Raw genomic sequence first — 21,128 nt, forward strand, 5'->3', positions numbered from 1 at the left:
GACCGGCCACGCGTACGGACCCGTCACCGGAGGTGATGATGACCGAGCAGGACAGCACCGGGACGTCGACCCGCGCACCTCTCGCATCCGAGGTGTCGACCCTCTGGCGCCCGTGGGCCACGGGCTGGCTCGGGGTCCTGGGTCTCTCCGTGGTGAACGGAGGCGTCCACCGTGCCTACGAGCCCGTCCTGGGCGTGCTGCCCGCGGAGCAGCTGTCAAACGCGACGCTGCTCGCGATCGTTCTGCCCTGGGCCGTCGTGGTCGATCGCCGGCATCCCACCTCCTCGACCCGGGAGGCGCTGGAGGCAGGCGCGCTGTGGGGTGCCCTCACGGTCGCCTTCGAGTTCCTCGGCGGGCACTACGTCAACGGCGACAGCTGGGAGACCCTGATCCGCGCGTACGACGTCACCGCGGGGCACCTCTGGCCGGTCGCGGTCGCCGGCATCGTCCTGGCCCCCGCTGCCGCCCGCATGCGCCGCGGCGCCGGCGACAGGCGGGGACGGAACCAGCTGCCATGACGACCGGCGTGAAGAGGGTGCTGGAGCAGCTCTTCCCGCCCCAGCACTACGCCGCCCGCGTCCGCTACCGGCCCCCGCAGGCCTGGTACCGACGACTGAACCACCTGGTCGGCGTGCCGCTGACCACGTGGGGCCTGGCGCCACGCGACGCGGTGACCCTCGAGGTTCGCGGCCGGACGAGCGGTCGTACGCGCCGGACGCCGGTCCTGCTCACCGAGCACCGGGGCGCCACCTACCTGGTCTCCCTGGCCGGCGAGTCCCAGTGGGTCCGCAACGTCCGCGCCGCCTCGGGAGAGGCCGTGCTGCGCCAACGCGGTGCCCGGCGGGTCCGGCTCAGGGAGGTGCCCGTGCACGAGCGGGCAGACGTGCTGGCCGCCTACGTCGCCGCAGCCCGTCGACGCAGCGGTCCGGACGTCGCCGACCGGGCGACCCGCGACTACTTCGGTCTCGAGCACCCCACCCTCAGCCAGCTCGACGCGGTCGCCGAGAGATACCCGGTCCTCCAGGTGCTGGACCACCACGAGGTGGCGCCGCACGTGTTCCAGCTCGGTCCGTGGGGTCGCACGCAGACCAACGCCTACGCCGTGCGCACCGAGACCGGCTGGGTGCTCGTCGACACCGGCTGGAGCTCGGACGCCACGCGGATCCGCGCCGCCGCCCGCGGCCTCTTCGGCGACGTCCCGGCCGGAGCCATCCTGCTCACCCACGCCCATCCCGATCACTCCGGAGCGGCCGCGGAGCTGGCACGCGGGTGGGGCTGCCCGGTGCACCTGCACCCGGCCGAGCTGCCGATCGCCACCGGCGACCTGTCGGCCATGCGGCGGGTGGCCGCCCCGCTGGACCGGTGGGTCGTCCTGCCGCTGTTGCGTGTCGTGGGCCGACGACGCCGCGATCGCATCCTGGCCACCGGCAGCCTGACCGGCCTGGCGCGCGTGCTGAAGCCCGGTGGACCGGTCCCGGGGCTGCCCGACTGGGAGTGCGTGCCCACGCCAGGGCACACCCCTGGACACGTCTCCTACTTCCGGCCCGCCGACGGCGTACTGGTCTCGGGCGATGCGCTGGTCACGATGCGGCTCAACAGTCTGTTCGGACTGCTCGGTGGCCGCCCGGGCCTCTCGGGCCCGCCCTGGTACACCACGTGGGACCGAGCTGTTGCTCGCGCCTCGATCGAGCGGCTCGCCGACCTCGAGCCCGCCGTGCTCGCGAGCGGGCACGGGATGCCTCTGGCGGGGCCGGGCATCGCCCGCCGGGTTCGCGCGTTCGCGAGGTCGGGCTCGACGGCCGCAAACCTGCCCTCAGCCGGGCGTGGTGGAGCCTAGGGGACTCGAACCCCTAACCCCCTGTTAACGCCGTTGGCTTTTCGTCCTGTCCCCAGAGTCCCGGTTCCCGCTCAGGATGGTCGTCTTGGCGCGGTTTGACCTCTCGTTTAATCCCGTCACCTGGGGTCCATTCTCGTCACCTTGTCGTCACCGGTTTCGTCGCTCCAGCCCTCTACGAGGCCGCCAGTGATGACTCGGAGGTCGGGGAGTACGCGCTTGGGGTCCCAGTAGTGCTCCTCGAAGACCTTAGTACCGCGCTGCCCCAGGAAAGCCGCACCGGCCAGCGAGCCGGCGACCTGGCCGACCGACGTACCGGCCGTCTTGCGCAGCGAGTGAGGCGACACCCAGGAGAGGTCCACATCGGAGAGCTTCCGAGCTGCCGTCCACGCACGGCGGACGTTATGTGGGGTGAGGTAGCCACCGGTCCTGGATCGGAGCACCGGGGTGTCGGAACGTTCAGTGCCTGGAGGCAGTTCGGACAAGAGCGCGCGCAGCATCGCGATCACCGGGGCCGGCAGCGAGTGCACTTCGCGCTCGCCAGCCTCGGTCTTGGTCGGCTTCCTGATCAGACCCTCGCCCTTGCGAAACTTCACCTGGTGGCTCAGATCGACTACGCCGGTGTCGAGGTCGATGTCGCACCAGTTGATCGCCAGGACCTCACCGATGCGGGTACCGGTCACCAACTCCAAGATGAGGGCGAGACGTAACGGGATGGCGCGGTAACGCGGGCGGCCGCGAGAGTCGAGCTGGTTCTCCCACGCGGTTATCGCGTCCCTGACCGCGAGCAACTCCGACGGCTTAAGGGCGCGTGGCTTCTTGCGCTTGCGCGGCTTGACGATGTCCCCGACGTCGTCGACGGGATTCCTGTCGATCGCTCCGTACTTCCTCGCCAGCTCCATGATCTGCTTCAGCACCGTGCGAGGCAGTTGGTGACTGACCTCCAGCTCGAGCAACCACTTCTCGACCTCGCCGGCGACCACATCGCGCACACGGAGGTTTCCCCACCTCGGACGAACGTGCTTCAGCGCCCACTCGTACGTCGGGATGGAGTCTGCGTCGATGCTCTGCTTCTTCCGCTTGAACCACTCATCCGCGACGACGTTCACCTTGGTGCTGGCGCCGATGGCTCCGCTGGTCCGGCGGCGGTTCGCGATGTTCTCGCGCAGCTTCGCCTCCGCTTTACCCTTGGTCGGCCCTTCGCCCCGTACCGGCCTAGTCACCCCGTCGGGGTCCTTGAATGAGGTCCGCGCCACCCAGTGGCCCTTCTTCGCGTCGATCTCGGTCGTGATCTTCCCGTGGCTGCCGATCGGCAGGGGCGCCTTGGACATGGTCTGGGTCCTTTGTGTGGGTGGTCGGAGGCTATCGAGGTCAGGCGGCGTTGCCGGTGAGGAACGCGTCCGCGCCTTCGCGCGGGTAGCGGATGTGCTTGCCGACTCGGGCGTACCCGGGCCCTTCGCCGCGCGACCGCCAGTTGCGTAGCGTCGCAACCGAGTAGCGCAAGTAGTGAGACATCTCGGCAGGGCTCATCAGTGCCACGCAGCTGTGGAATCCCAGCCACACGTCCACCTCGGCGCGCATGTACCGCAGGTAGCGGCCGTCGCGGCCCGAGTTGGGTCCGGTCCTCTTGTTCCTCCAGGCGTACAGCGTCGCGACGGGGACGCCGAGGTATCGGGACAGGTCCTCACCAGTCATCACTGGTGCACAGCAGTCTTCGTTCTGTCTCTTCATGCCCAGCTTGTGAGCGGGACCGGCAAGTCCGTGCACCCCGGCGCTACGGACCCGCTTCGATCTACAAGCTGGTCAGCGTGGTCGTCCGCAGCGCGGCGGGCAGTTCGACTACCTTTCTGGGATGTCCTCGTCCGGCCAGTGGGAGCGCATCCGGGGCGGCGTCGTTGGGACGTTCCAGCCACTCTCCGCCGTGCCGCAGGAGCCCGGTTCAGGCATGCTCAAGTTGAGCGACGAGCATGCCGAGCTCACCTTCATTGCGAGTGACGATCATCTGGATGGGGAGAGACTTCCCGTGGAGTGCTCAGCGGTCTTCGGGGAAACCGAAGTCGGCGACGTGCTGATGTTGTCCATCGCCCAGCGCAGCAGTTCGTGGGGCGGATTCCCCACAGCGCGGTACCGCTCGCGATGTCTGGTGCTCGATCCAGCCGTGGACGACATCGACGGGGACACGGTCATCGCGGTTCAGCTTCGCTACTACGGCCTATCGGGGTGGGCCGGTGACCGGCACCTGAAGGACGAGCCGGTGGTGGAAGACGGGCGAATCGTTGGCTGGGCTGCGGAACTCCGATGGCACGCAGGCACGGCGGCCCCGCTCGATGAGGGCTTCACGTTGAGGTTCTCAGCGGGTCACTCGGTCACGGGGCCGTTTGATCGGCGAACCCTGACTGCGCCACTTGTCATCACCATCGAATCCGAGGACCGACGATCCATCGACGAGCACATGATGCGTCTTGATGCTGTGCATGCCCTACTGGCCATAGCCCACCGAGTGACACCGACCGCCTCAAGTGGTGGGGCCAAGCTCTCAGAATCCCAGACCGGCTACTGCCCCTTGTGGGAGAGAACGATGATCTCGTTGGATCCACTTGGTGACACGACCCACGAGTTCCCCTATCTGAAACTGGACAAGTTCGGGGGCGTGGAGGCGGTTGCGTCTTGGGTCCGCCTTGTCGTCCAGCATCGCCGTGCTGTCGAGCCCGTCGTCAGGCACGCCTTGTTCTCGAATCAGACCCCGGAGGCACGCATCCTCTCGACGGCTGCCGCAATGGAGTATTGGGTCGGAAGCAATGCACGGACAAGGGAGTGGGCGAAGAAGCGCGCCGGCGAGGATCTCCCCGGAGCCCTTGCCCGCAACGTTGACCCTTCATGGCTCACGTGGGTCGGGGACTCAGCGCAATGGGTGAAAGAGTTCTGGAAGGCGTACCTGGACCTCAAGCACTTTCGGAATGCGCCGGCCGACCCGGCCACAATCCACGCCTTGGAGATGTCAGGCCGATGGCTACTGACTGCCGTACTCCTAGATCACTGCTCAGGCTCCAGCGCGCCCAGCCAACATCTGTTCACGAGAGGGCTCGACACGCTCGGCCGCCATGTGCGCGAGGAGCTCTGGGGCACGCCCGAACGGTAGGTCGAAACCAGGCAAACGACTTGCCCTGCTGCGCGTCCGCCATAGAGCAGCAAGACGTCGACGCCCACCCAGCTATTGCTTCTGGAAGCGGTTGAACTCGGCCTCGATGGCTTCGAGAGGATCGCCGGGAGGTTGCTCGCCCTCTGAGTTCATAACGGCCCACATGGCAACGAGAAGGCCGGCCCGATAGCCCTCGAAGAACATGTCTGGTCGGTCCGGTCGGTCCGGTCGGTCCGGGGCGTCACTCTCCCGTGCAGCCTCAGCCTGAGCGATACCTTCGATAACACGTTGCCGTCCTGCGGTGGAGCTCTCTTCCGTCATGACGTGATGCTAGTGACGATGAGGCGGACGGAGCCTCGGGCAGTGAGCACCCTTGGATCGCGTCACACGCGTTGGTCTGGGCCGTCCGGCACGAAGTGAGCGGCCACCCTCGAGCCCCATCCTTCGGAGTTCGCCACCCAAGTGGCCGTCTGTTCGAGAGGATGCAGAGCGCCCACTGGCGCGCCTCCAACTCAGCACTTAACCGATCGGGAGCACCTCATGCGACTCCAGCGCGGCACGCTCGTCAGCGGAATCGAGCCGGAGCTCGCCCGTGAAGTCGCGCGCCTCTGCCACTGGGAGCCCGTACCGGCGTCGTACATCGCCGCGAGGCGTGATGTGTCCGACGCGGAGGCCCGCAAGTGGCTGGAGCAACTGGAGGCAGACGGCTACCTGGAGCGGTCGCAGGGCCGCGACTGGGATGGCGGACCGAAAGACACGCAGGACGAATGGACGACCACGGCGCGCGGCGGGGCGCTGGCTGGCGCTTCCTTCCTGAAGCCCATCACCCGGGCGAAGGCCGAAGCACTCCTCGACGGCGTGCTCCACCGAGCCCGCGCCTACAACGACGACCCTGACAAACCTCTATGGATCGACGAGGTCACCGTCTTCGGGTCCTTCCTTGACCCGGAGGCCGCCGACCTCGGAGATCTCGACATCCACTATGCATCCTCGCGCCGCTACGACGACCAGGAGAGGGCCGTGGCGTACGCGCGCCAGTCTGGTCGCCGGTTCGCCTCCTTCATCGAAGAGCTGTTTTGGCCCCAGAAGGAACTGAGCCAAGTGTTGAAGAACCGAAGCGGCTACATCAGCCTGACCACCGAGAACCTCTCTCAGCTCACGGACCGGTTCCAAGTGGTCTACCGCCGGGAGCGCTGAACCCAGCCCTCGTCGCGGGCCATGATGTGCACGCAAAGGCACGGCAGACGCGGCACCCCCTCCCGACGACGGCCGAGTCTGGCGCAGTACCCCGCACTCATGCTCAGTGATCTCAAGATCTCGTATCGTCGCCGGGACTCTTCCGCTGTGCTGCGAGAAGCCCCCACAGATTCCTTAGCCGCGCGAGCACCTCGTCAAATGCGATGACCTCGACGCCCGCGAGCCCGTGACGAAACCGCAGGAAGGACTGCAGTTGCTCGGCAGGTAGGTCGCCAGCCATGCCGACGATGACCGCACCGCCCACCGTCGTCGTTTCAAGATCTTCCGCACCGGGCGTCCTGCCGAGCAGCCCAGGAAGGTCTACCTGAGCGGATTGCATCTGGGCCTGCACCTGAGCGATGGCTCCGAGCAAGTCCCCGTGAGGCACGTGCACCTCCGAGCCGCTCGTCCCCCGATACGGTCTCACTTTGACGAGGCGCGCTGCTGGCGTCTTGATCTCGACCACGAGCGCGGTCCTCGTCACCGTGTTCGCCAGGACGAAGTCGGCAACCCGCTCGCCAGAACCGAACGCATTGCTTCCGCGGACGACGAGCTGATCCTTGTAGATCACTACAGGCGACGCGAAGAGTTGCTGTAACGCGAATGGGTTGGCTTCGAAGAACTCCTGCCACAAGCCCTCGTCTCTGGTCGCGGCCCCGGTTAGACCGGCCTCGAACTGCTCGATAAGCGCCTCCAGAGAGACGAGTTCGAGGTCCTGACGAAGCCTCCCAAGCGCGGAGGGGTTCTCCTTGGCGACCGACCTTGACTGTGACGACACGACTTCAACTAGTAGCCGTCGATCATCTGCGTCTAGCTCAGGAAGATCCGCGACCTCGCGGGCCATGCTGCGGATGAGGGGGTGCCTGCCCAACACTGGCGTGACGGGCTCCACGCCGATCAGGTCCGCAACGGAGTTATGCGCCTCCGCATGGTTCACACGGCGTACTACGGCTGTGCCCCTATTTCGGTTCCGGTCGGCTGCAACTCGGAAGGCGCTGAAACGAGCGAGGCTCAGATGGAAGACCGGCTCGTCCTCGGGGGGCGTCTGGTCTGTCGCCCGGAAGTGCACAACGGTGCACGCTGTGTGCTCCTCCAGGGCGTGGATGATTCCTCTGTATCCACGCTGTAGTCCTAATCCATACCTGAAGATTTTGCCGAAGCCCCGCGGAAGTCCGACCAGCTCGAGGTGCCCCTCAAGCTCACTTTCGCCGACCGGTTCCTCAGCGTCCCAACTAGGAAGCGTGGCGACGTCGACTCGCAACTCCTTGACTCTGTCGAACTGGTCTTCCAATCCGCGGCTTGAGCGTTGCCTGGGAAAGATCCGGAGCAACTGGTTCCTGAGGTCGTACCTAGCGAGCTCCCATTCCTCGCTAGAGAAGTCGCCGTGCCACACGAACGCCAGCTCACCGCGATCTCGGAGAAGCTCGACGGATTCTCCTGAGCCGCTGTAGGTCCTCACGGTCTTTGCCACGTGATCCCCGTCCCGATTGCTCAGTCAGCCCTGCCTCCGGCAGCGCCCGGAGTGCGGGAACAGCATCTACTGAAGGCGGTCACTGCCGCCACCAGTTGAGTGGCTGAAACTCTCGACTAACAGGCGGCAGCTTCCGTGCCCGGTAGCTAGAGGGCCTTCGAAAACTCCATCCCGGGCAGTGACGCCCCGGTATTCGGCTAGAGCGTCCGACTGACGGGTGCTTGGGGTGCCTCGCCTTGCGCTAACCCTCTTGGGGACGGCAACAAGCCGCGGGAGTGGAAGTTGAACCAGTTGCCCAGCGGGATCGAGCCCGGTCCGCAGACTTTGCAGACGCGCGGCCTAGTGACGCTTAAGGTCAGATCAGCCCACATTGAGGAGTCGCATGCAAGCCGGAGACGTGAAACTCGGGTCGATCTTCTTCGACAACCATCGCTACGAAATCCCGATGTTTCAACGGCCCTACGTGTGGAGCGAGGAGCGCAACTGGCAACCGCTTTGGGAGGACATCGCGGCCGCGGCCGACAGCGTGGTCGCGGACATGGTCAAGGACGAGTGGCCTGATGAGCCCCCGACGTACTTCCTCGGCGCCATCGTGGTCAAAGCCACCCCGAACCATCCCCAGCGGCTCGGCGGCTCCATCCTTGTGGACGGTCAACAGCGCCTTACGACGCTGCAGATCATGCTTGCGGCCGCCCGGAGCGTCGCGGTCGAAGTTGGAGCCGATAGCGCGGCAGGCCGCTTCGACGAGTGGGTCGAGAACAGCGAGAAGGCCGTTCATGACAAGTGGCCCGACGACAAGTACAAGCTCTGGCCGCTCCCGCAGGATCGCCCGCAGTATCTGTGGGCAGTACGGAAGCCCGACGATGACTCGCCGTGTCCGGACCATGGTCACCGGATCTCCGAGGCCCGGACCTGGTTCGAGGACGCCATCCGCGAGTGGGCAATGCGCGACGGCGATCCAAGCGACAGACTCGATGCGCTGCACAGCGCGCTTGAAACCCGTATAGCGCTGGTCCGCATCACTCTCGAGAAGACCGACAATGCCCAGGTGATCTTCGAGGCCCTCAACCATCGAGGCGTGGAGCTCTCCCAATCCGACCTAGTCAAAAACCTGCTATTCCGCCTTGTGGAGGATCAGGGCGAGCGACACCTCGCCGAGTCTCTCCTAGTAGACCACTGGCTTCCCTTGGACGGTCGCCGCTGGCGGGCGGAAACTGTGACGGGTCGAATCAAGCGGAGCCTGCTTGACCAAGTGGTCGCCTACTGGTTGACCGTGCGACGGGGCGAGGTCGTGTCGGTCGAACGACTCTTCGACGAGTTCAAACTCTGGCTCCTTGAGGCCGGCTTCAACGCTGGCGAGCTCATCCGGGAGATCCGCACCTACGCAGACCTCTACTACGAGCTCGTCAGCAATCCGCCTGATGAGCCCACCGCGTCACTGGTCGACCTCGTGATCGCCACCAAGACGAATACCGTATGGCCGCTCATCCTGGGCATCTACGGCGACGACCGCGTCTCCCCTGCCCAACGCGGCAAGGCGGCTAGGGCGTTGTCCTCCTACCTCACCCGGAGAATGCTCTGTGGCCTCACGAGCAAGGACTACAACAGGATCTTCGTGACCGCCCTCAACGCCGCCAGCGAGCGCGCCGCCCAAGACGGCCTCGCCGGCGACGCGGTCGAAGAGCACCTGGCCCGACTTGCCGGCGAGACACGCAACTGGCCAGACGACGGTGAGCTCGTTGCCGCAATCTTCGGGTCGAACTTCTACTCGCTCAACCGAGCGCGACAAAGAGTCTTCTTCGCTGGCATCGAGAACCACCTGCGCGACGACAAGGCCGAAGATGCGAACCCGATCCGTGCCCGATGGGAGTACCTCAACATTGAGCACGTCATGCCGCAGAAGTGGCAACAACACTGGCCCATCGCAGGCACTGAAGGGGCCGGTCCCGACGGCGAAGCCGTGACGAAGCGGGAGCAGGCCGTCAATATGGTCGGCAACCTCACCTTGACCAACGGTCGGCTGAACGCTCAGATGCGCAACGAAGCCTGGCCCGTCAAGAAGCCTGCGCTACAGCAGAAGAGCACCATGCTCATCACCACTGCATCCATCCTTGCGCCACCGCCGGGCGTCGATGGCTTCGAAGCCGGAGAGTGGCCGACCCGATGGGACGAGGACCGGATCGCCAAACGCAGTGCGCACCTGACCCACCTCGCACTCCAGGTCTGGCCGCGCCCGGACATCGTCCCCGCCGTCGAGGAGGACGACGAGGACGACTTACTTGACGACTTCGAGGAAGACGGCCAGGAGTGATCGAGATCGCCGTGTTCAGAACACCGCCGAGCCCGAGGCTCCAATGAGCGTCCAATACCGCGCCCTGTGGTCCGATGAAAGTCCAGCCGATCCGCCGCGGCACATCGAGGCAGTCCGACGGCTGTTCTCGTCATGGGCCACAGAGGATCCCCTGGCCGAACCTCTGCCCGACGGGACAACAACGTTCGACGGGCCGAATCGTGACAGAACCATCTCGGTCAGGGCGCTTGGGCGCGACCACGGCGGCGCCGTGTATGGCATGGAGGGGATCACCCAGGACTCTGTGTCTGAGCCTGACGGAAAGGCGACGACCTGGACAACCGTCACCCGCGCGGTCACGGATGGCTCGTCAGTGCAGATGTGGGTGGAGACTCGCGTTGAGAGCGATGACCTGTCCTTACGTGTGAAAGTTGGACGTCCACGACTGGTCGACGACCTCTTAACCATCCCCGGGAAACCGCATCTTGGTGGATCCCCTCTCTTCATCGACGTCCTGCCGGTAGAGGCTGATCAGATGTCCGTCTTGGTGGACACCCTTCGATCCCCCGCCCGAACGTTGCCCGTAATCGTCTGCAGCGAACCTGCAGCAGGTCACGACGGCATGTGGAGGCTCCGGGCTGAGCGCATCGCCAGGAGAGCGGGAGGAATCGCCTCGGTGATCACTGTCGACTTCGCAGCCGCAACGGCCATGCGCGAGACCTTGGGTCAGCTCGCCATATGGGGCGGCGGCGTCCGCGTGTACACGCCTGCCCCGCTGAACGATCCGTCAGACGGTTGGCGCCACAGATACGTTCTGGGCCACCTGATGACGTCTCGCGAGGACGCGATGATCGACCGAATCGTGTACTCCGTCGCACAGATGTCAACCCGACGTCGAACGCATCCTCTATTCGCGGACTTCACATCGACAGCACCACCCGTCCCGGGCAAGCCAAAAGAGGTAGACCAAGATGGCTATCTCTCCGAGGAACAAGCTGAGGCGCGGAGACTAGAGCACGAGCTGGAACGCGAACTTGCCCAAGAGGAGCATGACGCACTGCACCGAGAACTCAACCAAGCTTGGGGACACCTTGATCGGTTGAAGCGGACGCTAGAGGATCAGAAGCTCAGCTCCGTCTTCTGGGCAACCCAACACGACGCTGGGAACGACATCCCAGATGAAGTGCAGGACACGGATGACGCGATCCTCACCGCGCAGACCTATCTGGCCGATTGGCTCGTCGTCCATCCAGACGCACCGCGCGAGCTCGACGGAATCAACACCGCCCCGCAGTCTGTGGCGTGGGGAAACACGACCTGGCGAGGGTTCCGGGCCTTGGCAGCGTATGCAGAGGCACGTTCGTCCGGGTTCCAGGGTGGATTTTTTGAATGGTGCAGGTCCGGCCCCCCGCTCGGCTGGCCAGCCACGTCAAAGAAGTTGTCAATGTCCGAAAGCGAGACAGTGCAGAACAGCAGCAAGTTGTCCGCGGCCCGTCGACTCCCCGTCTCATCGGACGTCGATCCCTCGGGCAGGACCACGATGTGGAGTCACCTGAAGATCTCCGAGGGCGGTGGGGACCTTGCCCCCCGGGTGTACTTCCACGACGACACCCACGGAGCAACCAAGAAAGTCCACATTGGCTTTGTCGGTCCTCATTATCTCATGCCCAACACCAAGTCGTAGGCGGTGCACGTGTCCAAGGCTCGCCCAAAGACTCATGCTGCAGGCTCTCAGCTCGTTGGCGGAGCCCGGGCAGTGCGTAGCTGGTGGTCGAACGCGATGACTGCGACATCTCAACGTCTAGAGCAGCGGGTGCAGTGTCGCAGCTCACACGAGGAGATACTCTCCTCCCCGTTCTCGGCTGCCATGACTCGGCACTGTCCGTCAGCCACCGGTGGAGATGCGGATCGACCCGCGAGAATGGGAACAGCGTCGTGATTAGGACAAAGCGCCCACGGATCCCTGGCTGGTTTGCCGCCGAGGCGAACCTCCGCCTTCGAATGCTTCGAGAGTTCGCGGAACTGCCGACTCAAGAGAGGTCGCAGCGACTCTGGCCAATCGACCATGAGTTCGTTTACCTGCCGCAGCTTCAGCAGGCCCTGCGTGAGACGTTCCATGGACACTGTGCGTATTGCGGCAGTCCCGCGGATCCTGGAGAAGTCTCGCGACACCGGCCGCCAGAGGAGGCGCTGAACCTAGATCGAAGCGTCTCGCCGGACCACTACTGGTGGTTGTCCTACGACTGGGCAAACCTGTTGTTTGTCTGTACTGAGTGCCACAACCTCAAGGGCAGCAGATTCCCAGTTGAAGCGAAGCGAGCGCCCGCGGAGTCACGCGGAGCGGACCTCGACGTGGAACGTCCGCTGCTCCTCGACCCATACCGCGACCGCCCCGAGTGGGTTTTTACGTATGACACCTCCGGCTTCGTCGTTGGGGTCGACGATAGGGCCGCGACGACGGTCGAGGTGCTGGCACTGAATCGCCCAGGGCTTCTTTTCGCGCGCAGTCAGGCGGCGGCCGAGGTGGACGATGCCATTCACAACGTAACGCCACGCGGGGACGGTCCTGGCCGGCTTCTGTCAATGCTGCTCGGCGAGGACCAGCCGTACCTAGGAATCCGACGATGGATCGCGCGGCGTGCACTGCACGAAACGGGAGCGCCACGCGAATGGTTCGACGAGCTTGGACTCGACGATCCGAATGCGATGCGGCTGGCCACTGGCGACAGACTTCCGGCTGCACCGCCTCCAATCCAGAAACCGTCTGATGTCGAGGATCTCGATGGCGCGCGCTTGTCGCATGTGACGATCCGCAACTTCAAGGTCCTCAAAGAGCTCTCGCTGTCATTCCCCAAGTCGACCAGCAAGCGCGAGCCGTGGCTGCTCCTGGTCGGCAACAACGGCGTCGGCAAGTCCACAGCGCTCAAGGCGATCGCGCTCGCAATGGTGGATGACAAGACCCGAGCTCGGCTAGTCCCAGACGCGTCGGCCTGCGTGCGAAGCGGCACGAGCGGGGGTTCGATAACTCTCCGCTTCTCGGATGGCGCGGAGGTGGTCCTCCGTTTCCGGAGAGACTCATCCAAGTTCGAAGTAGCCGGCGCGCCGCCGCGGCTGCTCGTCCTCGGCTACGGACCAACCCGACTACCACCCACCCCAGACCATCCCTCACCACCAGCGGACCGCGTGCGTGTCGAGAACCTTTTCGATCCGTTCGTTCCCCTGAGCGACGCCGAAAAGTGGCTTGCCGACACCAAGGCTGTTCCGACGAAGCAGTTCAACCTGCATGCACGTGATCTCAAGAGACTGCTGCCGGTCGACGAGAAGGACCGTCTGAATAGGCGCGCGGGCAAGCTCTACGCCCAAATCGACGGCAACTCCACGCCGCTGCCCGATCTCAGCGATGGATTCCGATCGGTGCTAGCGATGGCGACCGACATGACGATGCAACTCTCGTCGTACTGGGACAGCATGCGCACGGCCGAGGCGTTTGTCCTGATCGACGAGATCGAGGTACACCTTCATCCGCAGTGGCGAATGGGCATCGTGCCGCTGCTTCGCGAGGTCTTCCCGAGACTGCACGTGATCGTGACGACACACGACCCCCTCTGCTTGCAGGAGACCGATTCCGGTGAGGTGATCAGGCTCGAAAAGGCCGACGGTGGGAGGGTCGCCGCGATCCCCCTCGATGTGCCCCGGGGCCTTCGTGCCGATCAACTTCTGACTGGCGAGTGGTTTCGGCTCACGACGACCACGGACAATGAAACGGCTCGGTTGCGACAGGAACACAGCCGTCTCCTCCTTGAGCCGCAGCAGACGAGTGCAGTTCGGTCGCGACGGGCAGAGCTGGAGCAGATCCTTCGCGAACGCGCCAACAGCTACCCGGAGACTTCGGTGGAGCGATTGGCCGAGCAGGTTGTCGGACAGATCGCCGCGGAGGAGGCCATTCGAGTCGCTACCGCGCCACGAGCAGAGCGTGAACGGCTGGCGAGCCTGGTGTTGGACGCGGTTCGCGAGCGCCGGAAGTGATTTGATGCTCTGGTTGTCGGCACCCCCGGTGCACTCGGGGTTCGAGACGCGGGCCGCTCCGGCTCGTAAGGCGTTAGAGGCTGCGATGGGCCAGTACTCGAGCAGTGGGACTCAGCCACCAAGAATCACGAACCAGCTGTGGAAAGGCTTCAAGGTCGACTTTTCGACCCAACAGTTCGGCCGCTGCGGTTATTGCGAACTCCCTACTATCGCTGGCCAGCACGGGGACGTCGAGCACTTCGCACCCAAAAGCGCTGTCACCCAGTTCGGTGGCAAGGTTGGCGAGGAAGGGACCGAGACGGAGTACGTGGCCGCGTTGAAGGGACGTCGCCCCTCCGACAAGTGGGTGCCCGGCTACTGGTGGCTCGCATACGACTGGGGCAACTACTTGCTGTCCTGCAGCATCTGCAACTCAGACTGGAAGGGCAACCTCTTCCCTGTGCGCCAGCCTCCGCCGCGGCTAAGGCCGCGCACGCAGGCTGACCCGCCGGAGGAGTGCCTGCTTCTCAACCCGTACGGTCGGAGGGACCCGGCCCGTCATCTGCGATTCAATATTGACGGGTCTGTTGAGCCAAGGAACGGCAGTGTGTACGGCCGCGAGACGATCCGTACCTGCGGCCTTCACCGCCTAGCCTTGCGCGACGCTCGGCAGAGGACGTGCGAACGGGTCCATCTGGCAGCCGAAAAGGCTCTGCAGGAGATCGCAGCGGGCGCCCCGCACCTCGACAACGAACATTTAGAGACGCTGCACGCCATAGGCATCGCTAGTCGACAGGCCGAGTTTCCTGGGGTAGTGCGTGCGATCATCCTTGACCAGCTCGCTCCACTGACGTGGCGAACCCTAGACAGACTGTTCGGGCCATGAAGGGGTCGATCATCCGCGAGTTGAGGTCCGACCGCCTGAGAGTGGTCCAGATCCGGCTCGCGTGAAACCGGCGACTGTTTCGATCGGGATGTTCAGCTACCGCTAATCCTCGCCGCTAGACGTCGACGCACGGTCGCCTCGGGAATCCCCAAGAGCCTGCTGATCTCGCGCACCGGCTTGCCTTGGTCGAGCAGCTCACGGGCATGGTCGACCTGCTGATCGGTCATCCGGCGTGGTCGTCCGCCGACGCGACCGCGAGCCCGGGCAGCTGCCAAGCCGCCGGCCGTGCGCTCACGGAGCAAGTCGCGTTCAAGCTGAGCGACCGCGGCCATCACGGTCAGCACGAGCTGGCCCACCGGAGTCCGCGTGTCGACACCGAGTGTGAGGATCCGCAGGTTGACCTTGCGGGCATGAAGATCGTCGACGAAGGCGAGTAGCTCGATGGTCTTCCGGCCGAGCCGGTCGAGCGCGTCGATGACCAAGGTGTCGCCTGGGCGCAGGTACGCCAGTGCCGCGTCGAGCTCGGGGCGTTTCACGACGCTGGACACCTTGTCGGTGAAGATCTTCGAGCAGCCGGCGTCGGTCAGCGCGTCGGTCTGCCGGTCGAGCACCTGGAGTTCAGTTGACACTCGGGCGTATCCGACGAGTGCGCCAGAACTCGGCGCAGAGCTGCCTTGCTTTCGGCGCAGCGTTTCGGCGCGGCCGGAGCCGGCTTCCGGCGGTGCGTCGAGAGCCGCGTCGCTATCGGTCGTTTTCGCCATGCCGGGAGTATGACTCCGCACACCGACAGGTGTGTGGTCGGTCAGGCGGGGCGGTTGGCAGCGAAGTGGTCGGTCAGGACCCGTCGCCGATGTGCTTGACCCGCCCACGTGCGACAAGGCACGCGACCTTGTGGATAGCCCGTTCCGAGCAGGGTTTCCTCCGCCGCCTAACGCCGCGCCGGCGGCTCCTCGGCGAAGGTGTTTCCCTTCCCTAGCAACAACGACGAGCCATCCTCCGAGGACTCGGGTCAGTCGGCCAACCACAACAACGTCGCGATCCTCGCCTCGTGATCGAATGCACTCACACGCAAGCGACAGGAACAGGGAGAGCGATGTCCGACCCCGAGCTGTTGATCATCGTCGATGCCACTGCTCTTCATCGTGACTGGACCATGGCCGGTCTCCGATGGGAGCAGATGTGGTCGCTAACTACGCGAGAACTCGTTGCACTCGCGGTTCCGCAGGTAGTCGCGATGGAGGCGTCGCGTCAGTTCATCGAACACACGCATGCGACGCACATGAAGGCGTACCAACACGGAGTCGAGCTTGCGAAGCAGCACAGACGCCTTTCCGACGCTGGTGTTCCCATTTCGAGTGGCTATGTCGTAGCGATCGACCCGGCGCCGGAAGAGTTATCCCGCGCTTCCGTAACAACCGCCATCGAACGCAAAGTCCGGGAGTCTGGAGGTGAGGTGCTTCCGATGCCCCAGGTCCCACACTTGGCGGTGGTGAACCGCGATTTGGACCGCCGCAAGCCTTTTCAACCAAGTGGGAAGGGATACCGTGACGCTCTTGTGTGGGAGACGCTCGTCGAGCGGGTCTCGAGATGTCATGAGGGTCAGCTCGTCATTTTCGTTACTGCGAACGCAGGCGACTATCTGGACAAGCCGGGTGTGCTCGCCGCGGAACTCGCAGCCGATCTGCCAGAGGACCTGAGACCCAACTTCCGGGTCGTTCCCGATCTCCAAGCTCTGTTGACGGACAAGGTCGTAGTCTCGCTTCTCGCCGCAGTTCACGATGCCCAGACAGCGGTCATTGCGGAAAGCCCCTCGGTGGAGTTGTCCTGGGCGCCGGATGAAGCAGAGCAGGCAGTCTCAGCCGCCATTGCCTTGGCGTGGCACGCCACTCGGCTAGCGGGTTCGCGCGTATCAAGTCGTCGACAGGACGATCTTGGATGGCTCGACTTCACAAGAATCGACTTCCCGAACGACTTTTGGGAGATCGAGATCGACGACGTAGTGCCGTACGAGCAGACTGCAAAGTGGCGCGTTTACGACGTTCACGCAGACGGCTCGCTGTCCATAGAGGCCGAGGTCATGGCAGACATCGGGTTCGAGGGCCAGATGAGCGCCGCATTCTTCTACAACAACGAGCTTCCACACGTCATCGAGATAGAGGCCTACCCAGAAGACGAGGTCGTACGCGTTGGACTGGGCAACACCGTGTGGCTGCACTTCCGCGCGGTCGCCGACGGTTCCACTAGGAGAGTGACGGAGATCGAGTTCGACCGAGCCGAGCAGGTTCTCGACCACGAACGTAGCGAGTGGTATCCGGTCCTCTTCCCGCCACATGGTTCATCGCCGTCGTGAGGCCGCACCCTGACAAAGGGCGGGTTGGGGGAGGCCTGCCCGACCGGTGCACTCGGCTCGACTCTTGCGACTCCGAGACCCTCGCAGTATCGCGGGCTGAGCGCGCCGCGATGTTTGCCGCGTCCCGCGCGCGATCAGCTCGCGCCGGGTGGTCTCGGTCTCCTCGTTCAGGAAGTCGTTGCTGGTCATGGCGGCCTCCGATGCGCGTTAATGACGTGCCGTTGCGACAGTGTCGCGGCTCGTCGAGTTGTGGTCACTCCAGGTCGTCGAGAGCTGCGGCGATGGACTGGAAGCTCTGCTTGATGGCGACCCGGACGGCGCCGGCGACGTACTCCTCTGGGGCGACGTCCAGACACCCGGCCGCGGCGACCGCGAGCTCGATGCACACCGTTGCCACCTCGGTGATCGCCTCAGGGTCGGTGGTGTCGAGGACCAGCACGTGCGGATCGGTCAACCATGCCTCACCCGTCATGCGCAGCGAGACGCGCAGTGCACGGGGCACGTCCACACCGGCGACGGCGTTGCGGGACAGAGCGAGGACGAGGCTGCGGGCCCGGTCGGCGATGAACGCCGAGTCGCGGGGCAGCAGCGGCAGCCCAGGTGCGCTGACGCTGCGAGCGGCGGTCACCACGACCCAGCGGAAAGCAGTCGCGACCACCGGTCCGTGGTGACCCATGGTGCGATCGAGGATCTCAGTCATTTTATCGACGTCGTCTCGGACGCCTGCGAGGAGAAGGTCGGCGGCGGTCAGGGCGTGAGCTCGGTTCTCGCGGTATGTCAAGGGGCCGGATGGCGCGGAGGTCGTGCTCTCAGTGTTCATGGCGCTCCTGTGTGCGGATGAAGTGGGTTCGTGCACCCGATGCGTGTTCGTGGATGCCGCACGCCAGCCGTGTCCCTGTGACGCGGCGGCAGCGCGGTGGTCACAAGGGACGACGGCATGCCTGACCCGCAAGATCAGGCCGACCGCCGACCTCGCAACCACCTCTCTCGGAGCAGCGCGAGGAGAACCATGACCGCGAGAAGCCCGGCGACACCGCCGAACCAACCGAGCTGGCTGACCTCGGAAGCCGTGGGCGCCGCCTGCACGATGGCCGGCGTTGCGGTGGTGGTCGGCATCGGGAAGTCGGCGCCACCGATGATGACGGGTACCTCCGCCACCTTCACGGTGATCTGCGCCGTATCGGACTGCCCGGTCTCGTCCTCGATCTCGTACCGGAACGAGAACGTCTTGCCGGCGAGACGCTCCGGGACGATGACCACGATGCGGCCATTGCCGACCTGCTTCGCCTTCACGCCGTGGGGGACTGTGCCGCGGAGCACCTCGATCGCGTACTCGCCGGTGAACGTGTCATTGCGGGCGACGTTGATCGTTACGGGCTCGTCGTAGGTCGCGCTCGCGCGGTCGGGCCGCGCGGTCGGGCCCTTCACCTTCGGCGGCTCGGGCGTCGGGGGCGTAGGGGTCGGTGGCTCCGGCTCCGGCTCCGGCTCCGGAGTCGGGGTCGACGGAGCGGTGACCTTCAACCGGAGCGTGGCCCCTGCCTCGTTCCAGAAGCCGCCGACGTCGAAGAAGTCGTAGGGCACCTCGACGATCTGTCCAGTCAGGGAGGAGTCCGGCGTGACGGCGACTTTGCCCGAGGACAGAACCGTGGCGGACAGTCCGGCAGGCAACTTGACGGACTGGTCGAGCTCGACGAGAGGCTCGCCCGCATAGGAGTCGTTCTCCAACACGGGTACGTCCAGCGACTCGCCGGGGGCGAGCTCGACGATGTCGTCCGCCGCGACCGCGGCGCACCCGTCGTCTGCCGGGACAGGGGTTCCGGTGACGCGCTCAGAAACCGGTACCCGGTAGCCCCGCGGCAGGTAGGCGCCGTCCGGGCCGGGGACGTCAGTGTCGACCACGTCGACGTCGAAGATCGTTTTGATGATCGTCACCGGACGAGGGCAGAACCGACCGCTCTGGTCATCCTCCAGCTCCCACGGACCGTCGAGCGACGCGGTGGGGAACTGGACGGTGACGCGGCCCGCGGGCGACTGTGCGCCGAGGAAGTTCTCGTCGGCGGACCAGGACCAAGACGCCGGGTCAGGGAGTGACAGGACGCCGTCGTCGGTGGGGGCGGGGCCCGTCCACACGGGGTCGTTGATACCGCCGGTCGTCGGGTCGGTGTGTGCGTCGGGCGCGTACTGGACCGTCTGGCCGGGCACGAGCCGGACGTCGCCGATCCGAAGTCCGTTGCTCGAAGCCCACTCCTGGAGCACGGACACGGTCACTGTGCCGCCCGGCCAGTCGCGTCCGTCCTGAAGAGACAGCATCAGGTCCCAAGCTCGAGCCGGCAGCGGCGCCGCCGGGTCGGGGTTCGGGTCTGGCTGCGGGGTGTCGGGAACGAGGTAGGTCGTGCTGTCGCCGACCAACTGACCGGATCCGGGCAGGTCCTGGGCGAGGAGCGAGAAGGTCACGGTCTGGCCGGCGGGCAGGGCCTGCGGGACGACGAAGGTCGCGGTGGTCCCGCTGACCACCGTCGCCGGAGAACTCTCCGTCGTGCCATCGAGCCTGAAACCGCCGGTCGTGACATTGCGGTCGTTGAAGCCAGTGCCCGTGACGGTCACGACACGCGTCTCCGCGTCGTACGCGACGTCGGTGAGATGGATACGGAAGTCCGGCAGCGTGAGGGTGAAGCTCGTGTTGTCACTCGACGGGTACGACGCCAGGTCGTGGATCAACCTCGCGGTCGATGTGCCGCCGGTGAGGCTGGAGAGCGGGAACTGGAGCGGGAAGACGGCGCGCGTGGCCGTGGTGCTCAGCGGCGGTGAAGTAGACCCGTCCCGATTCAGGATCCCCACTGCGGAGGTGAAGCCGGTACCGGTGAGGGTCAGGCGGTGAGCGATCGCGTCTAGGTCCGCAGAGGCGATCACGGGCGCATCGGTGGCAGTGGAGCCGATCTTCAGCGTGGTGCTGAGGCTCAGCGGAGGGACCTCAGGCGAGGCCTCAGGCGAGGCCTCACGCACGACCTCGATCGTGTAGCTGCCGTCTCGCAGCGGGCCGGGGAGCTTGATGGTGATGGTGGTCTGGTCGCGGCTGTCGATGGGCCCGGTCGAGCCGTCGAGCCGGACGAGAGTCACCCCGCCGGAGGTGAAGTTCGTGCCAGTGATGGTGATGGTGCGGCTGGTGGCGTCCCACGTCGCACCGCTGACGGTGAAGTCCACGACGACGGGGGCGGCGGCGGACGCGCCGTCGCGGATCGTGGTGGAGTCAGACGTGGCGGGCGCGGCCATGGAGACCAGCGCGGTGGTCAGAAACGCCGCGACTGCGGCTCGGAGTCGTGTCGGGGTCCGCATTGGGAACCTCCCTCTCGTCGGTCGGTCGTGCTCGTACCTGGGGTGTGCGGGGCGTAGCGCGGCTGATCTCGATACCCGCCCGCTACTTCGGAAGGTGTGCGGGGCGACCCGGTTCGCGCTCCCGTCGATCAGTCCGGTGCCGAGTACTGGTCGACCAGCCCACGCAGACGACGGCAGTAGCGGTCGAAGGCGACGGCGTAGGTCTGGGCGAGAGGCCGCGCGCCTTCGGGCGTCGCGCGAGTGACCCGCTCGGTCATCACCTCGGCTGAAGGTGTCGGAGCCTCCGCGCGGTCGATCAAAGCGTGGAGACGTACGACGTCGACCGCCACCGTGCAGGCGGTGAGCAGTCTGGCGTTCGTGTCAGATGCAAAATCGTTCATGCCCTCTTGGTGGGCGGCGGACCTTGCAGCCGCTCGCGACGCGTCGAGCATCGCGCGATCCCGACTGCGCTGATTGCATCTCGTGGGTCGTCTAGCGAGCTTCGTCACCGCTCGGGGACGAGAGCCCGGAGAAGAGGACGGGACTCCTTCAGCCGACAACCTGTAGATCACCCGCTGTCAGGTCTGTCAGCACATCCCAAACCC

General features: G+C 65.3%; 17 protein-coding genes. 9 read left to right on the top strand and 8 right to left on the bottom strand.

What is annotated here, in order from left to right; genetic code table 11:
- Positions 1 to 38: 38 nt before the first annotated feature.
- Both NCI01_RS00735 and NCI01_RS00740 read left to right on the top strand, forming a co-directional pair.
- Entirely contained in the window at positions 39 to 518 is a 480-nt protein-coding gene (locus NCI01_RS00735; protein ID WP_254179554.1) for a hypothetical protein, read from the top strand.
- On the top strand, positions 515 to 1,837 hold the full coding sequence (locus NCI01_RS00740) for an MBL fold metallo-hydrolase (RefSeq protein ID WP_254179555.1): 1,323 nt from the start codon (positions 515 to 517) through the stop codon (positions 1,835 to 1,837). Before NCI01_RS00735 ends, NCI01_RS00740 begins: the two co-directional genes overlap by 4 nt.
- Before the next feature lie 116 nt (positions 1,838 to 1,953).
- Here NCI01_RS00740 and NCI01_RS00745 read toward each other — a convergent pair whose 3' ends face one another.
- Together NCI01_RS00745 and NCI01_RS00750 are read right to left on the bottom strand one after the other, a co-directional pair.
- Positions 1,954 to 3,165: a tyrosine-type recombinase/integrase gene (locus NCI01_RS00745; RefSeq protein WP_254179556.1), complete on the bottom strand. Its 1,212-nt coding sequence runs from the start codon at positions 3,163 to 3,165 to the stop codon at positions 1,954 to 1,956.
- Between the two features lie 40 nt (positions 3,166 to 3,205).
- On the bottom strand, positions 3,206 to 3,565 hold the full coding sequence (locus NCI01_RS00750) for a helix-turn-helix domain-containing protein (RefSeq protein WP_254179557.1): 360 nt from the start codon (positions 3,563 to 3,565) through the stop codon (positions 3,206 to 3,208).
- A 121-nt stretch (positions 3,566 to 3,686) separates the two neighbouring features.
- On the opposite strand from NCI01_RS00750, the gene NCI01_RS00755 reads away from it, so the two are divergent.
- Complete coding sequence (locus NCI01_RS00755) at positions 3,687 to 4,973, top strand: ApeA N-terminal domain 1-containing protein (protein WP_254179558.1); 1,287 nt, start codon at positions 3,687 to 3,689, stop codon at positions 4,971 to 4,973.
- 72 nt (positions 4,974 to 5,045) lie between these two features.
- On the opposite strand, the gene NCI01_RS00760 is transcribed toward NCI01_RS00755, so the two are convergent.
- Positions 5,046 to 5,294: a hypothetical protein gene (locus NCI01_RS00760; RefSeq protein WP_254179559.1), complete on the bottom strand. Its 249-nt coding sequence runs from the start codon at positions 5,292 to 5,294 to the stop codon at positions 5,046 to 5,048.
- A gap of 219 nt (positions 5,295 to 5,513) precedes the next feature.
- Here NCI01_RS00760 and NCI01_RS00765 point away from each other — a divergent pair, with 219 nt between their 5' ends.
- Positions 5,514 to 6,170, top strand: coding sequence for a hypothetical protein (locus tag NCI01_RS00765; RefSeq protein ID WP_254179560.1), 657 nt, complete (start codon positions 5,514 to 5,516; stop codon positions 6,168 to 6,170).
- A 112-nt stretch (positions 6,171 to 6,282) separates the two neighbouring features.
- On the opposite strand, the gene NCI01_RS22500 is transcribed toward NCI01_RS00765, so the two are convergent.
- Entirely contained in the window at positions 6,283 to 7,680 is a 1,398-nt protein-coding gene (locus NCI01_RS22500; protein ID WP_254179561.1) for a Shedu anti-phage system protein SduA domain-containing protein, read from the bottom strand.
- A gap of 382 nt (positions 7,681 to 8,062) precedes the next feature.
- On the opposite strand from NCI01_RS22500, the gene NCI01_RS00775 reads away from it, so the two are divergent.
- From NCI01_RS00775 to NCI01_RS00790, 4 genes are all read left to right on the top strand, one after another.
- Positions 8,063 to 9,991 (top strand): DUF262 domain-containing protein, encoded by a 1,929-nt coding sequence (locus NCI01_RS00775; RefSeq protein ID WP_254179562.1) that lies wholly within the window; start codon positions 8,063 to 8,065, stop codon positions 9,989 to 9,991.
- A gap of 43 nt (positions 9,992 to 10,034) precedes the next feature.
- Positions 10,035 to 11,654: a hypothetical protein gene (locus tag NCI01_RS00780; protein WP_254179563.1), complete on the top strand. Its 1,620-nt coding sequence runs from the start codon at positions 10,035 to 10,037 to the stop codon at positions 11,652 to 11,654.
- Between the two features lie 317 nt (positions 11,655 to 11,971).
- Complete coding sequence (locus NCI01_RS00785; RefSeq protein ID WP_254179564.1) at positions 11,972 to 13,996, top strand: AAA family ATPase; 2,025 nt, start codon at positions 11,972 to 11,974, stop codon at positions 13,994 to 13,996.
- Between the two features lie 85 nt (positions 13,997 to 14,081).
- Entirely contained in the window at positions 14,082 to 14,861 is a 780-nt protein-coding gene (locus NCI01_RS00790; RefSeq protein WP_254179565.1) for an HNH endonuclease family protein, read from the top strand.
- 92 nt (positions 14,862 to 14,953) lie between these two features.
- Here the strand turns inward: NCI01_RS00790 and NCI01_RS00795 are convergent, their stop codons facing one another.
- Positions 14,954 to 15,622: a recombinase family protein gene (locus NCI01_RS00795; protein WP_254179566.1), complete on the bottom strand. Its 669-nt coding sequence runs from the start codon at positions 15,620 to 15,622 to the stop codon at positions 14,954 to 14,956.
- Between the two features lie 332 nt (positions 15,623 to 15,954).
- Here NCI01_RS00795 and NCI01_RS00800 point away from each other — a divergent pair, with 332 nt between their 5' ends.
- On the top strand, positions 15,955 to 17,211 hold the full coding sequence (locus tag NCI01_RS00800; RefSeq protein WP_254179567.1) for a PIN domain-containing protein: 1,257 nt from the start codon (positions 15,955 to 15,957) through the stop codon (positions 17,209 to 17,211).
- Positions 17,212 to 17,464: 253 nt separating this feature from the next.
- Here NCI01_RS00800 and NCI01_RS00805 read toward each other — a convergent pair whose 3' ends face one another.
- From NCI01_RS00805 to NCI01_RS00815, 3 genes are all read right to left on the bottom strand, one after another.
- Positions 17,465 to 17,911 carry a hypothetical protein gene (locus tag NCI01_RS00805; RefSeq protein ID WP_254179568.1) on the bottom strand — a complete coding sequence of 149 codons (447 nt, stop codon included), beginning with the start codon at positions 17,909 to 17,911 and terminating at the stop codon, positions 17,465 to 17,467.
- A 254-nt stretch (positions 17,912 to 18,165) separates the two neighbouring features.
- Positions 18,166 to 20,412: an Ig-like domain-containing protein gene (locus NCI01_RS00810; RefSeq protein WP_254179569.1), complete on the bottom strand. Its 2,247-nt coding sequence runs from the start codon at positions 20,410 to 20,412 to the stop codon at positions 18,166 to 18,168.
- 260 nt (positions 20,413 to 20,672) lie between these two features.
- The gene (locus NCI01_RS00815) at positions 20,673 to 20,975 is read right to left on the bottom strand and encodes a hypothetical protein (RefSeq protein WP_254179570.1); all 303 of its coding nucleotides are present in this window, start codon (positions 20,973 to 20,975) and stop codon (positions 20,673 to 20,675) included.
- Positions 20,976 to 21,128: the final 153 nt, after the last annotated feature.

The organism is Nocardioides pinisoli (assembly GCF_024199985.1).
GTDB classification, from domain to species: domain Bacteria; phylum Actinomycetota; class Actinomycetes; order Propionibacteriales; family Nocardioidaceae; genus Nocardioides; species Nocardioides pinisoli.

What these genes read in the sequence shown, in the direction of transcription:
- NCI01_RS00735 (WP_254179554.1), top strand. Translation starts at nt 39, where the DNA reads ATGACCGAGCAGGACAGCACCGGGACGTCGACCCGCGCACCTCTCGCA.
- NCI01_RS00740 (WP_254179555.1), top strand. Translation starts at nt 515, where the DNA reads ATGACGACCGGCGTGAAGAGGGTGCTGGAGCAGCTCTTCCCGCCCCAG.
- NCI01_RS00745 (WP_254179556.1), bottom strand. Translation starts at nt 3,165, where the DNA reads ATGTCCAAGGCGCCCCTGCCGATCGGCAGCCACGGGAAGATCACGACC.
- NCI01_RS00750 (WP_254179557.1), bottom strand. Translation starts at nt 3,565, where the DNA reads ATGAAGAGACAGAACGAAGACTGCTGTGCACCAGTGATGACTGGTGAG.
- NCI01_RS00755 (WP_254179558.1), top strand. Translation starts at nt 3,687, where the DNA reads ATGTCCTCGTCCGGCCAGTGGGAGCGCATCCGGGGCGGCGTCGTTGGG.
- NCI01_RS00760 (WP_254179559.1), bottom strand. Translation starts at nt 5,294, where the DNA reads ATGACGGAAGAGAGCTCCACCGCAGGACGGCAACGTGTTATCGAAGGT.
- NCI01_RS00765 (WP_254179560.1), top strand. Translation starts at nt 5,514, where the DNA reads ATGCGACTCCAGCGCGGCACGCTCGTCAGCGGAATCGAGCCGGAGCTC.
- NCI01_RS00775 (WP_254179562.1), top strand. Translation starts at nt 8,063, where the DNA reads ATGCAAGCCGGAGACGTGAAACTCGGGTCGATCTTCTTCGACAACCAT.
- NCI01_RS00780 (WP_254179563.1), top strand. Translation starts at nt 10,035, where the DNA reads ATGAGCGTCCAATACCGCGCCCTGTGGTCCGATGAAAGTCCAGCCGAT.
- NCI01_RS00785 (WP_254179564.1), top strand. Translation starts at nt 11,972, where the DNA reads ATGCTTCGAGAGTTCGCGGAACTGCCGACTCAAGAGAGGTCGCAGCGA.
- NCI01_RS00790 (WP_254179565.1), top strand. Translation starts at nt 14,082, where the DNA reads ATGGGCCAGTACTCGAGCAGTGGGACTCAGCCACCAAGAATCACGAAC.
- NCI01_RS00795 (WP_254179566.1), bottom strand. Translation starts at nt 15,622, where the DNA reads ATGGCGAAAACGACCGATAGCGACGCGGCTCTCGACGCACCGCCGGAA.
- NCI01_RS00800 (WP_254179567.1), top strand. Translation starts at nt 15,955, where the DNA reads ATGTCCGACCCCGAGCTGTTGATCATCGTCGATGCCACTGCTCTTCAT.
- NCI01_RS00805 (WP_254179568.1), bottom strand. Translation starts at nt 17,911, where the DNA reads ATGACTGAGATCCTCGATCGCACCATGGGTCACCACGGACCGGTGGTC.
- NCI01_RS00815 (WP_254179570.1), bottom strand. Translation starts at nt 20,975, where the DNA reads ATGCTCGACGCGTCGCGAGCGGCTGCAAGGTCCGCCGCCCACCAAGAG.